At 73.4% G+C, this 13262-nt stretch carries 10 protein-coding genes; 4 read left to right on the plus strand and 6 right to left on the minus strand.

The genetic code is table 11. From position 1 onward, the window contains the following. Positions 1-108: 108 nt before the first annotated feature. From CLV52_RS12130 to dut, 4 genes are all read right to left on the minus strand, one after another. Entirely contained in the window at positions 109-2961 is a 2853-nt protein-coding gene (locus CLV52_RS12130) for an aconitate hydratase (protein ID WP_133766575.1), read from the minus strand. A 74-nt stretch (positions 2962-3035) separates the two neighbouring features. Further along, positions 3036-3752, minus strand: a complete 717-nt coding sequence (locus CLV52_RS12135; protein ID WP_133766576.1) for a DUF3159 domain-containing protein — start codon at positions 3750-3752, stop codon at positions 3036-3038. Continuing rightward, positions 3749-4378 carry a DUF3710 domain-containing protein gene (locus CLV52_RS12140; protein ID WP_133766577.1) on the minus strand — a complete coding sequence of 210 codons (630 nt, stop codon included), beginning with the start codon at positions 4376-4378 and terminating at the stop codon, positions 3749-3751. The genes CLV52_RS12135 and CLV52_RS12140 overlap by 4 nt, the downstream gene beginning before the upstream one ends. A 40-nt stretch (positions 4379-4418) precedes the next feature. Next, positions 4419-4853 (minus strand): dUTP diphosphatase, encoded by a 435-nt coding sequence (gene dut / locus CLV52_RS12145; RefSeq protein WP_133766821.1) that lies wholly within the window; start codon positions 4851-4853, stop codon positions 4419-4421. Between the two features lie 59 nt (positions 4854-4912). Between dut and CLV52_RS12150 the strand changes: the two genes are divergently transcribed. Then, complete coding sequence (locus tag CLV52_RS12150) at positions 4913-5365, plus strand: DUF3093 domain-containing protein (RefSeq protein ID WP_246018102.1); 453 nt, start codon at positions 4913-4915, stop codon at positions 5363-5365. A 61-nt stretch (positions 5366-5426) separates the two neighbouring features. Here CLV52_RS12150 and CLV52_RS12155 read toward each other — a convergent pair whose 3' ends face one another. After that, positions 5427-5720, minus strand: a complete 294-nt coding sequence (locus CLV52_RS12155; RefSeq protein WP_119482387.1) for a DUF4193 domain-containing protein — start codon at positions 5718-5720, stop codon at positions 5427-5429. A gap of 248 nt (positions 5721-5968) precedes the next feature. On the opposite strand from CLV52_RS12155, the gene sepH reads away from it, so the two are divergent. Beyond that, positions 5969-7390 (plus strand): septation protein SepH, encoded by a 1422-nt coding sequence (gene sepH, locus CLV52_RS12160; RefSeq protein ID WP_133766578.1) that lies wholly within the window; start codon positions 5969-5971, stop codon positions 7388-7390. 12 nt (positions 7391-7402) lie between these two features. Here sepH and CLV52_RS12165 read toward each other — a convergent pair whose 3' ends face one another. Then, positions 7403-8524: an alkaline phosphatase family protein gene (locus CLV52_RS12165; RefSeq protein ID WP_246018103.1), complete on the minus strand. Its 1122-nt coding sequence runs from the start codon at positions 8522-8524 to the stop codon at positions 7403-7405. Positions 8525-8650: 126 nt separating this feature from the next. On the opposite strand from CLV52_RS12165, the gene CLV52_RS12170 reads away from it, so the two are divergent. Then, a complete protein-coding gene (locus tag CLV52_RS12170; RefSeq protein WP_133766580.1) occupies positions 8651-11080 on the plus strand; it encodes a DNA gyrase/topoisomerase IV subunit A in 2430 nt (809 codons plus the stop codon). A gap of 182 nt (positions 11081-11262) precedes the next feature. Next, a complete protein-coding gene (locus CLV52_RS12175; protein WP_211342684.1) occupies positions 11263-13188 on the plus strand; it encodes a S53 family peptidase in 1926 nt (641 codons plus the stop codon). Positions 13189-13262: the final 74 nt, after the last annotated feature.

The following is a 13262-nucleotide window of genomic DNA, read 5'->3' on the forward strand; positions in this document are numbered from 1 at the left end:
CGTTCACTTTAGGAGCACTGCTGGACGGAACCTGCGCGGCTCCGCGGCGTCCGAGCGAGCGGGGGCTCCGGCCGTGCCGGAGCCCCCGCGTCGATCGGTCCACCGCCGTCAGGCGACGAGCGAACGGAGGACGTACTGGAGGATCCCGCCGTTCCGGTAGTAGTCGGCCTCGCCCGGGGTATCGATGCGGACGACGGCGTCGAACTCGATCGGCGCCTTCCCGTCCGCCGAGTGCCCCGTCGGCGTCGCGACCACGTGCACCGTCTTCGGCGTCGAACCGTCGTTCAGCGCGGTGATGCCGGTGACCTCGAACTCCTCCGTGCCGTCGAGACCGAGGGAGTCCGCCGTCTCGCCCGCCGGGAACTGGAGCGGCAGCACGCCCATGCCGATCAGGTTCGACCGGTGGATGCGCTCGAAGCTCTCGGCGATGACGACCTTCACCCCGAGGAGGTTCGTGCCCTTCGCCGCCCAGTCGCGGCTCGAGCCGGAGCCGTACTCCTTGCCGGCGAGGATCACGAGCGGGACGCCCGCCGCCTGGTAGCGCTCGCTCGCGTCGTAGATGAACGCCTGCGGGCCCTCCGGCTGCGTGAAGTCGCGGGTGTAACCGCCCTCGACGCCGTCGAGCAGGCGGTTGCGCAGCCGGATGTTCGCGAACGTGCCGCGGATCATCACCTCGTGGTTGCCGCGGCGCGAGCCGTAGGAGTTGAAGTCCTTCCGGTCCACGCCGTGCTCCGTGAGGTACCGGCCGGCGGGGCTGTCCGCCTTGATCGAGCCCGCGGGGCTGATGTGGTCGGTGGTGACCGAGTCCCCGAGCTTCGCGAGGACGCGTGCGCCCGCGACGTCGACGACCGGGCTGGTCTCGAGCGTCATGCCGTCGAAGTAGGGGGGCTTGCGCACGTAGGTGGAGGCGTCGCTCCACTCGAACGTCGCGCCGGTCGGCGTCGGCAGGTTCTGCCAGCGCTCGTCGCCGTCGAAGACGCCGGCGTACTCGTGGTCGAACATGTCGGTCGAGATGGACGAGTCGATGGTCCGCTGCACCTCGTCCGCGTCCGGCCAGATGTCCTTCAGGAACACCTCCCGGCCGTCCGAGTCCGTGCCGAGGGCGTCGTGCTCGAAGTCGAAGTTCATCGTGCCCGCGAGCGCGTACGCGATGACGAGCGGCGGGGACGCGAGGTAGTTCATCTTCACGTCGGGGTTGATGCGGCCCTCGAAGTTGCGGTTGCCGGACAGCACCGCGGTCACGGCGAGGTCGTTCTGCTGCACGGCCTCCGAGATCGGCTCCTCGAGCGGGCCCGAGTTGCCGATGCAGGTGGTGCAGCCGTAGCCGACGAGGTAGAAGCCGAGGTCCTCCAGCGGGCCCATCAGGCCGGCCTTCTGGTAGTAGTCCGTGACGACCTTCGAACCCGGCGCGAGCGTGGTCTTCACCCACGGCTTCGCCTTCAGGCCCTTCTCGCTCGCCTTCTTCGCGAGCAGACCGGCGGCGAGCATCACCGACGGGTTGGAGGTGTTCGTGCAGGACGTGATCGCGGCGATCGCGACGGCGCCGTGGTCGAGGGTGAAGTTCCCGGCCGCGCCGGAGACCTGCACGGGGTTCGACGCGTGATGCGGGGCGTGGCTGACGTGCGCCGCCTCGGCTTCGCCGGGGAAGCTCGCGCCGGCCGGCTGCAGGGCGCGGTCCTCCGACTGGTCGTCGTCGCCGGGGCTCGACGCCACCGGGTCGGACGCGGGGAACGTGCCCTCGACCGCGGCGTCGAGCACCGTCGGCTTCTCGGCGTAGTCCGCGAGGTCGTGCTCGAACGTCGCCTTCGCGGCGGAGAGCTCGATGCGGTCCTGCGGGCGACGCGGGCCGGCGATGGACGGGACGACCGTGGAGAGGTCGAGCTCCATGTACTCGGAGTACGACGGCTCCCGCGTCGCGTCGTGCCACAGCGACTGGCGCTTCGCGTACGCCTCGACGAGCGCGACCTGCTCCTCCGAGCGGCCGGTGAGGCGGAGGTAGTCGAGCGTCACGTCGTCGATGGGGAACATCGCCGCGGTCGAGCCGAACTCGGGGCTCATGTTGCCGATCGTGGCGCGGTTCGCGAGCGGCACCTGGCCGACGCCCTCGCCGTAGAACTCGACGAACTTGCCGACGACGCCGTGCTTGCGGAGGGCCTGCGTGATCGTGAGGACGACGTCGGTCGCGGTGACACCGGTCGGGATCGCGCCGGTCAGCTTGAAGCCGACGACCTTCGGGATGAGCATCGAGACGGGCTGGCCGAGCATGGCCGCCTCGGCCTCGATGCCGCCGACGCCCCAGCCGAGCACGCCGAGGCCGTTCACCATCGTGGTGTGCGAGTCGGTGCCGACGAGCGTGTCCGGGTAGGCCTGCTCCACGCCCTCGACGACGCGGGTGTACGTGACCCGGGCGAGGTGCTCGATGTTGACCTGGTGGACGATGCCGGTGCCGGGCGGGACGACCTTGAAGTCGTCGAACGCCGTCTGGCCCCAGCGGAGGAACTGGTAGCGCTCGCCGTTGCGCTCGTACTCGATCTCGACGTTGCGCTCGAAGGCGTTCTCGGTGCCGAAGAGGTCGGCGATGACGGAGTGGTCGATGACCAGCTCGGCGGGGGCGAGCGGGTTGACCCGCTTCGGGTCGCCGCCCAGCTGGGCGACGGCCTCGCGCATCGTCGCGAGGTCGACGATGCAGGGCACGCCGGTGAAGTCCTGCATGACGACGCGCGCGGGCGTGAACTGGATCTCGGTGTCCGGCTCGGCCTCCGGCGCCCATGAGCCGAGGGCGCGGATCTGGTCGGCGGTGACGTTCGCGCCGTCCTCGGTCCGGAGGAGGTTCTCGAGGAGCACCTTCAGGCTGAAGGGGAGCTTCTCGTACCCCTCGACCGCGTCGATCGCGAAGATCTGGAAGGTCTTCCCGCCGACCGTCAGGTCGGTCCTGGCTCCGAAACTGTTCACCGCGGCCATGTCGCTCCTCACCCGAGGGCTCGCGGCGACCGGCCGCGACGCCCCCAGCACAGTACCGCGAGCGACCGGGGCGTTCAGGCCGCGGGGGCGGCGACCGGCCCCTCCGGCCGGCGCCGCAGCGCCTGCACGACGAGCACGGTGACGACGAGCACGATCGAGTAGAGCGGGAGACCGAGGACGATGCGGGCGATGCCGAGCTCGACGACCCTGTCGCCCGCGAGGTAGAGCGGCACCTCCACCGCGAGTCGGATCGCGAACAGGGCGACCCAGAGCAGGCTGAGCCACGAGGCCGCGCGGCGCCGCCGCGGGTCGCTCCCCCAACCGGTGTCCGAGGTGAGCAGGCCCGTCACCACCCCGACGAGCGGACGGCGGATCAGGACGGAGACGAGGAACGCCAGCCCGTAGGCGCCGTTGATGAAGAAGCCGGGCAGGAAGTTCGTGTTGGCGTCGCCCGTGACGAGCACCAGGACCGCGGACACGGCCACGAGCGCGGCGCCGCTGATGGCCCCGCCGGGCTTCTGCCGCCGGATGAGGCGGTATGCCGCGAAGACGGCGGACAGCACGAGCGGCGCGGCGACGATCGGGATCAGCGCGGGCCGCTCGACCGGTGCGGGCGCCTGCGCGATCGCGACGACCTGGTAGTAGACGACGAACACGAGCGGCGGCAGCACGCTCTCGACGATCCCGAGCGGACCGCCGACGGCGTCGAGCACGCCCCGCGCGGTCAGCGGCCGGTCGTCCGCGGCGCGAGCGAGCCCGGTCCGGGGATCCTCCCCGCCGCCGTCCGTCACGCGCCGAGCCGCGGGCGGTCGACCGCGTCGGCCTCCGCGCCCTGCGGCATGTGCAGCGGGATCAGGTCCCGCGGCGGCATCGGCGAGGACCCACGGACGACGACGACGCTGCGGAACAGCTCCTCCATCGCCGCGCCGACCTGCGGGTCGAGCGCGCCGTCGCCGGAGATGACGCCGCGGAGGAACCAGCGCGGGCCGTCCACGCCGATGAAGCGCGCGATCCGGTTCACCGGCGGCTGGCCCGGGCCGGACTGCGCCGGGATCTGCGCGAGCAGCTCGGGGCCGAACACCCCGTCCACCACGCGCGTGGTCCCGCCCTGCGCGAGGATCTGCTGCTCGATCTGCTCGCGGATCTCGTGCCAGAGACCGCTCGACCGCGGCGCTGCGAACGGCTGCACCTGCAGGCTGGAGTTGGCGAAGTCGAGCCCGACCGCCACGACGCGGCCCGTGCCCTCCTCGACCTCCAGCCGGAGCCCGAGACCCTCGCGCGGCGGGATCTTCACCCCGCCGAGGTCGACGTAGGGGCGGACGGCGTTCGCCTCCTGCGCGTCGAGCGGCCCGGTGCGCTCCCGGTCGGCGGGCGCCGACTTCGGCCTCGGCTCGGGCCCGGTGTCCTCGTCGGTCACGACGCTTCCCTTCGTTCAGGCCAGCGCTCGGCCGGCCGCGTCATCGCGTCGGCCCCGCGCCGACGCCGGTCGATCCGAAGCCGCGCTCCCCGCGGGCGCTGCCCGGCAGGCTCACGACCGGCACGAACGCCACCTCCGGCAGCGGCAGCACCAGCAGCTGCGCGATCCGATCGCCGACCGCGACATCGTACGAGGCGCTCGGGTCGGTGTTGAGGAGCGTCACGCGGATCTCGCCGCGATAGCCCGCGTCGATCAGGCCCGGCGCGTTCACGACGGTGATGCCGTGCTTCGCGGCGAGCCCGCTCCGGGGCAGCACGAGCGCCGCCGTGCCCGCAGGCAGGGCGATCCGCAGGCCCGTCCCGACGGTCGCGCGCTGCTGCGGTGCGAGCACGACGGCCTCCGCGGCCCGCAGGTCGGCGGCCGCGTCCCCGTGGAGGGCGCGCTCCGGCACGGGCCCGTCGACCAGCACCTCGATCACGAGCGCCGAGGCTACCGTCGGCCGCTCCGCGCGTCCCGCAGTGGTGGAATGGGCCGGTGCAGCGCTTCCGCGAACGTCTCGTCCCCGGCGTCGGGCCGATGCTCGCCGCACTGCTCCTGCTGCCCGCGGTCTACGTCGTCTTCCTGCCGATCTCGCCGATCGTCGGCGCGTTCGCCTGCGTCCTGCTCACGGCACTCGTCGAGGTGCTGCTGGTGGTCACCGCGCCGATCGTCGCGGTCCGCGACGGCCTGCTCGTCGCCGGCGCCGCGCGCATCCAGGTCGCCCTCACCGGGGAGACGGAGCAGTTCCGCGGGCCGGACGCGGTCCAGGCGCGCGGTCCCGGGCTCGACGCCCGGGCGTACACGATGTTCCGCGGCTGGGTCGACCCCGTGGTGCGCGTCGCCGTGGAGGACCCGGACGACCCTGCGCCCTACTGGCTGATCTCGACCCGGCGGCCGGAGGAGCTGCGCGCCGCCCTCGCCGCGGAGCGGACGACCGCGGCGTCCTGAGACGCGGAACGGCCCGCCGGCGGATCGCCGGCGGGCCGTTCGGACGGGTGCGGTGCGGGCCTCAGGCCTCGCACTCGCGGCAGATCGGGCCGAGCTTCGTCTCGTGGTCGAGCTGCGAGCGGTGCTTCACCAGGAAGCAGCTCACGCAGGTGAACTCGTCCGCCTGGGGCGGGAGCACGACCACGTCGAGGTCGAGGTCGGACAGGTCCGCGCCAGGCAGCTCGAAGCCGCCGGGGTTGTCCGCGTCCTCCACGTCCACGACCCCGGACATCTTGTCCGGGACTCGCTCCTTCAGCGCTTCGATCGAGTCGGAGTCGTCATCCGTCTTGCGGGGGGCGTCGTAATCGGTCGCCATGAAATCCGTGCCTCTCTCAAGCGTCGCGCGGGCTGTTCGCCCGGGGGTCTCGGGCGGAAAGCGGCGACAGTATGCACGAGGCGGCATGCGGATGCAAACGCCTCGCCGCGACCGCTGTCCCGGGGTCGCAGGCCGTTCAACATCCAGGACGCGCCCGCTATTTCCGGGGCAGCGGCCCCGGTGCGTGACATCCTCGACCGCGTCCCGGGATCGCCGGGCGCTCCACCCACGGAGGGAACGGGACCCGGATGCAGACGCTGAGCGTGCTGGCGGTCGAGGACGGCGCGATCATCGTCGCGTCGCCGGCCGGTGAGCGCTTCCGCCTGCCCGTCGATGCGGCGCTGCGCGCGCGCATCGCCAGCCCGACCACGCAGGGCGGCGAGAAGCGGCTGTCGCCGCGCGAGATCCAGGCGCACATCCGCTCCGGCCTCACCGCCGACCAGGTCGCCGCCATGACGGGCGTGCCCGTCGCGTTCATCGAGCGCTTCGTCGGCCCGGTGCTCGCCGAGCGCGCCTACATCGTCGAGTCGGCGCTCGCGGTGCGGCTCCCGCCGGAGACCGAGGGCGCCAGGGCCCGCACGTTCGGCGCGGTGATGGGCGAGCGCCTCGACGCGCTCGCGGCGAAGGAGGTCCTTTGGACCAGCGCGAAGGAGCCCTCCGGGTGGATCCTCGCGGTGGCCTTCGTCGCCGACGACGTCCAGCACGCGGCCCGGTGGCGCTTCGACCCGAAGCACATGCGCCTCGACGCCGACAACGTGGAGGCGTCGACGCTCTCCCAGCAGGGCGTCCCCGCCGCGCTGACCCCGCGCCTCCGCGCCATCGAGCCGACCGCTCCCGTCACCATCGTCCCGCCCGCCGCGAGCGCGCCGGCCGCGGAGCCGGCCACCGGGCCGACCGCCCGGCCGCCGCAGCTGCACGGCGCCCGCGTCGCGCCGGTTCCGCCGGCCGAGTCGGACCGCACGCGGTTCGACAGCGCCGTCTTCCGCTTCCCGCCGATCGAGCCCGGCCCGAAGCAGGACCAGGAGTCGCGGAAGGCGCCGGCCGCGGCTGCCGAGCCGGCCGTCGACCGGCCGACCACCGGCGAGATCGATCAGCTGCACCGCCGTCGCGGCGAGCGCCGGCCCGCACCCGAGCCGTCGACGGACACCGACTCCCTGCCCGTCACGAGGGCGATGGACGTCGTCGAGACGGGCGACGTCTTCGCGCCGCGGCCGAAGCCGATCCGCGTCGAGCCGACCCCGGAGCAGCCGCGCCGCGAGCCCGCGCCCGTGCAGCGGCTGCCGATCCGCACGCCGCAGGCCCCCGCCACCGCACCGACGCCGCAGCCCGCGGCCGCGAAGTCGCCGCAGCCGCAGCAGCAGCCCCGGCAGCAGCCGGCGTCCCGCACGCAGCAGCAGGCCACCGCGCCCATCCCGCCCGCGTTCCTCCGCGGGCCGGCCGCCGGCGGCCGCCCGGGCCCGACGCCGCCGAAGCAGGCGCAGGACCGGCCCACCGAGCCGATGCGGCGCCGCCGCGAGCGCGGCCGACCCGGATCCGTCCTCGAGCCCGTCGAGCACCTGCTGGAGACCGCCGAGCAGGAGACCGAGCCCGTGCCGCCCGTGCGTCCGCGCCGCGGCCGCACCTCGATGCCGAGCTGGGACGAGATCGTCTTCGGTCGCGACGAGCAGTAGCCCGGAGCGGCGTCAGCCGTCGAAGCGGACGAGCGGCACGAACCGCTCCGCCGGCGTCCACGCGCCGTGCTGCCCGACCATGCCGCGCGCCGGCGCGTCCTCGGTCGCGTAGAACGCCGCGTTGCCGCGCGAGGCGACGAGCAGGTCGCCGATCCGGGGCGCGACATCCGAGTCGACCGACGCGCCGAACCAGCCCTCGTCGATCGCCTGCTGCCGGGTCCGCACGTCGGCCGCGGCGCCGAGCGCCGCCGCCCAGCGGGCCTGCGCGTCCTCCGCGTCCGGCACGAGGTGCACGTGCAGCAGCCGGGGCTCGCCGGCGAGCCGCCGGACGTCGCCGAGGAGGCCCGAGCCGTCGAGCAGGACGTGGGCGGAGGCGGGCACGTCGACCATCCCGTGGTCCGCGGTGACGAGCAGCGTCTCGCCGCTCCGGAGGTCGGCGACCGCGTCGCGCACGGCCCCGTCGACCCGCTCGAGGAGGGCCGTCCACTCCCCCGAGCCCCACCCGTCGCGGTGCGCGGCCACGTCGAGCTCCGGCACGTAGCAGTACGCGATCCCGCGGCCGGCGGTCCGGAGGGCCCCGAACGCAGCCGGCAGCCGCTCCTCGATCACGCGGGCGCCGACGTACGTGGATCCGCGCAGGGCCTCCCGCGTGAAGCCGGACGTCGCGTAGTGCCGCGGCCCGACGGCGAGCGCCGCCACGCCCTCCCCGGTCGCGCGCTCGAACTGCGTCGCCGCGCGCTGCCAGCCGCCGGGGAGCGTCGCCCGATCGCTCGCCGGGCCCGGCGAGTCGAAGCCGTGCAGCTGGTTCACCACGAGGTCCTGCGCGGGGTCCAGCGCCGCGTAGGCGACGACGCCGTGCACGCCGGGTTCGACGCCGGTCGCGAGGGTCGTCAGGGCCGCGGCGGTCGTCGTCGGGGCGCCGGTGACGATCCGCCGCCGGTCGCCGCCGGTCAGGGTCCTGGCGTGCCCGGCGCGGGCGGCGAGCGCCTCCCACCCCAGGCCGTCGACGACGAGGACGACGACGCGTCGCCGCGACGGGAGCCCGAGCGCGTTCGGCCGACCCAGCACCGCGTCGAGCGACCCGGCGAGCACGTCGCGGAGCGCGGGCGCGCCGCTCGCTACGATGGGGGCCACGATCAGGCAGTGTGCCATTCCGGCACGTGCGCGCCGTCCGTGCGGGGACGGCAGTCGGCTTCGCGTCCGCGGCGACCACCCGTGTCGCCCCGCCCGGGACGCACCCGCGCGGAGGGACCGTTTCGCATGAGCACGACTGAGCCGAACGTCGCCGGCGAGAAGATCGAGGACGTCGACGTCTCGCACGAGATGCAGGGGTCGTTCCTCGAGTACGCGTACTCCGTCATCTACTCGCGGGCCCTCCCCGACGCCCGGGACGGACTGAAGCCCGTCCAGCGCCGGATCCTGTACCAGATGGCGGACATGGGCCTCCGTCCCGACCGCGGCCACGTCAAGTGCGCGCGCGTCGTCGGGGACGTGATGGGCAAGCTCCACCCGCACGGCGACACCGCGATCTACGACGCCCTCGTCCGGATGGCGCAGCCGTTCTCCATGCGCCTGCCGCTGCTCGACGGGCACGGGAACTTCGGCTCCCTCGACGACGGGCCCGCGGCCTACCGGTACACCGAGGTGCGGCTCGCCCCGGCCGCGATGGCCATGGTCGCGGACCTCGACGAGGACGTCGTCGACTTCGTGCCGAACTTCGACGCGCAGCTCGACCAGCCCGACGTCCTGCCCGCGAGCTTCCCCAACCTGCTCGTCAACGGCGCCTCCGGCATCGCGGTTGGCATGGCGACGAACATGGCGCCGCACAACCTCGTGGAGGTCGTCGCCGGCGTCCGGCACCTCATCGCGCACCCCGACGCGACCCTCGACGACATCATGCGGTTCATCCCCGGGCCCGACCTGCCCACCGGCGGCACGATCGTCGGCCTCGCGGGCGTCCGTGACGCGTACGCGACGGGACGCGGCGCCTTCAAGACACGCGCGAAGGTCCAGGTCGAGCCGGTGACGGCGCGGAAGTCCGGGCTCGTCGTCACCGAGCTGCCGTACCTCGTCGGCCCCGAGCGCGTGATCGAGAAGATCAAGGACGGCGTCCAAGCGAAGAAGCTGCAGGGCATCGCGAACGTCGCCGACTTCTCCGACCAGCACAACCAGATGCGCCTGGTCATCGAGATCAAGACCGGGTTCGACCCGATGGCCGTCCTCGAGCAGCTGTACCGCTACACGCCGCTCGAGGAGTCGTTCAGCATCAACAACGTCGCGCTCGTCGACGGCGGTCCGCGCACCCTCGGCCTCCTCGAGCTGCTGCGGGTCTACGTCGACCACCGCATCGACGTGGTGACGCGGCGCACCCGGTACCGCCTGTCGCGGCGGGAGGAGCGCCTCCACCTCGTCGAGGGCCTGCTCATCGCGATCCTCGACATCGACCGGGTCATCGCGATCATCCGCGCGAGCGACGACAGCGCGGCCGCGACCACCGGCCTCATGGAGGCGTTCGGGCTCAGCCAGGCGCAGGCCGACTACATCCTCGAGCTCCGGCTCCGCCGGCTCACCCGGTTCTCGACCATCGAGCTGGAGACCGAGGCGCAGCAGCTCCGGGACGAGATCGAGGCCCTCCGCGCCCTGCTCGCCGACCCGGGCCTGCTCCGGAAGACGGTGTCGGACGAGCTCGGCCAGGCCGCCGAGCTGTTCGGCACGCCCCGCCGCACGCTCCTGACGGAGGCGACCGCGGCCCCGCCGAAGTCCTCGAAGAACGCGCCCGACCTGCAGATCCAGGACGTGGCCTGCCGGGTCCTGCTGTCGACGAGCGGTCGCGCGGTGCGGGTGGACCTGCCGGACGGCGGCACGATCGAGCGGCCGCGCCGTCGGTCGCGGCACGACGCGATCCTCTCCGAGGTCGACGGCACGAGCCGGGGCGAGCTCGGCGCGGTCACCTCCCTCGGCCGGCTCGTGCGGTTCACCCCGGTGGACCTGCCGGTCGTGCCCGCCGCGTCCGCGCAGCCGGCGGCCGGCACGCCGATCGGCGCCTACCTCGGCCTCGACGCGAAGGAGCGGGTGCTCGCGCTCGTGCGGCTGGACGGCGACCCGATCGCGCTCGGCACGGCCACCGGCATCGTGAAGCGCGTCGCGATGGGGCCGTGGCCCAACAAGCCGACGTTCGAGATCATCGCGTTGAAGCCCGGCGACGAGGTCGTCGGCGCCGCGCACGCCGGCGACGACGCGAGCCTCGTCTTCCTGGCGTCGGACGCCCAGCTGCTCCGCTTCCCCGCCGGCGCGGTGCGCCCGCAGGGTGCGGGGGCGGGCGGCATGGCGGGCATCTCGCTGAGCGGATCCGCGAAGGCGATCGCGTTCGCCGTCGCGGACGCCGTCACCGCGGTGGTCGCCACGGTCTCCGCCACGGACGGCACGATCGAGGGCCTCGAGGCCGGCCGCGGCAAGGTCACCGCCCTGATCGACTTCCCGGCCAAGGGCCGCGCGACCGGCGGCGTGCGCGCGCAGACGCTCGGGCGCGGCGAGACCGGGATCCGCGTCGGCTGGATCGGCCCCGCACCGGTCCTCGCGGCCGGTGCCGACGGCGTCGCCCGCCCGTTCCCGGACGACGCGGTGCGTCGGGACGCGCCCGGGCTGCCCCTCGAGGCCCGCGTCGACGCCTTCGGCAGCGCACCGCGCTGACCCTCGGACGGGGTGCGGCTCCCGGATCGGCGTGAACCTGCTCTCTACATGAAAACGACACGCCGCTGTGTGAAATCCGTGTTTCGAGAACCTGGGATTCGGGCGGCGGGACCTGGCAGGCGCATACGTTCGCCGAGGCGCTTCGGCGTCGATCACCCACCTCGCCACACTCTGGGAGCACCGTGCCCGAACCATCCCTTCGGCGTGCCCGCGCACGCCGGATCACCACCATCTGCGTCGGTCTCGCGACCGTCGCCGGCCTGTCGCTGACCGCGATGTCCGCGCAGGCCGCCGAGCCGAACACCACCGTCCCGCACTCGAAGCCGAACTGGCTGGCGAAGGCGACGCACCTCGGTGCGGCGTCCGACGGCGCCAAGACGACCGCGAAGGTCTACCTGGCTCCGAAGGGCGGCCTGGACGCCGAGAAGGCCGCGGCCCTCGCCGTCGCCACGCCGGGCAGCGCCGAGTACGGGAAGTTCCTGACGCCGGCGCAGTACCGGGCTCGCTTCGCTCCGACGCAGGCGACCGTGAAGGCCGTCGAGCGGTACCTCACCGCCGCGGGCCTGAAGGTCACGGGCGTCGAGAGCAGCAACCGCTACATCTCGGTGTCCGGCGACGTCGCCGCGGCGACGAAGGCGTTCGCCGCGCCGATCGGCCGGTTCAAGCACAGCGGCACGACGGTGCAGGCGCCGACGACGGCGCTGAAGCTGCCGGCCTCCATCGCCGGGCTCGTCACGACGATCACCGGGCTGGACACGACGCCGAACCTCGCGCGGCCCGCCGCCGCGACGCCGGTGCCGCCGGACGCCGGGTTCCGGAACGCGCGACCCGCATCGACGGGCTACGGCTCGCTCGACGCGAAGTACGAGGCGGACTTCAAGACGCCGCTGCCGAAGTTCCAGGGCAAGACGCTGCCGTACGCGGTCTCCGGCTACACCGGTCCGCTCCTCCGCGCCGCCTACGAGGGCACGAAGAACACGCTCACCGGCTCCGGCGTCACGATCGGCATCGTCGACGCGTACGCCTCGCCCTACATCGCGCAGGACGCGTCGCGCTACGCGGCCGCCCACGGCGACGCGGCCTACCGGTCGGGTCAGCTGACGCAGGTGACGCCGTCGGCGTCGTCCTACGACCTGCTCGACGAGTGCGACGCCGGCGGCTGGTACGGCGAGGAGACGCTCGACGTCGAGATCGCGCACGCCATGGCCCCGGCGGCGAACATCCGCTACTACGGCGGCAAGGACTGCGACCAGGGCCTGCTCGACTCCCTCGCCCAGGTCGTCGACCAGGACAAGGTCGACGTCGTGTCCAACAGCTGGGGCGAGCTCGGCGAGCAGGACTCGGCGGACTCGATCGCCGCGTACGAGCAGGTCTTCCTGCAGGGCTCCCTCGAGGGCATCTCCTTCCTGTTCTCGTCCGGTGACGACGGCGACGACGTCGCTGCGAGCGGCCTGAAGCAGGTCGACTACCCGTCGAGCGACCCGTACGTGACGGCGGTCGGCGGCACGTCGGACGCCATCGACTCGAGCGGCACGCTGCTCGGCCGCACCGGCTGGGGCACCGTGAAGGAGAGCCTGTCGACGAACGGGAAGTCGTGGACGCCGGTCGGCTTCACCTCCGGCGCGGGCGGCGGCTCCTCGTCGCTGTTCAACAAGCCCGCCTACCAGAACGGCACCGTCGGCGGCGGCGCCCGGCAGACGCCGGACGTCAGCGCCCTCGCGGACCCGACCACCGGGTTCCTCGTCGGTCAGACGCAGACGTTCACCGACGGCGTCTACTACGACGAGTACCGCATCGGCGGCACGAGCCTCGCCTCACCCCTGTTCGCCGGCCTCACGGCGCTGTCGATCCAGCAGGCGAAGCACGACGTCGGTCTGCTGAACCCGACGATCTACCGCTCGAAGGCGGCCTTCACGGACGTCACCGCGAAGTTCCCGGACGTCGGCAACGTCCGCGCCGACTACGCCAACTCGGAGAACGCCGCGAAGGGCATCCTCTACTCCGTGCGCCTCTTCGACGAGGACAGCTCGCTGCCCACGACCGCCGGCTACGACAACGTCACCGGTGTCGGCACGCCGAACACGAAGTGGTTCTCCGCGCTGAAGTGATCCACTGACGAAGGAGGGCCCGGGCGGCGACGCCCGGGCCCTTCCTCGTGCGTGGAGCGGCAGGGGCGCCGGCT

The organism is Amnibacterium kyonggiense (assembly GCF_004364555.1).
Lineage (GTDB): Bacteria > Actinomycetota > Actinomycetes > Actinomycetales > Microbacteriaceae > Amnibacterium > Amnibacterium kyonggiense.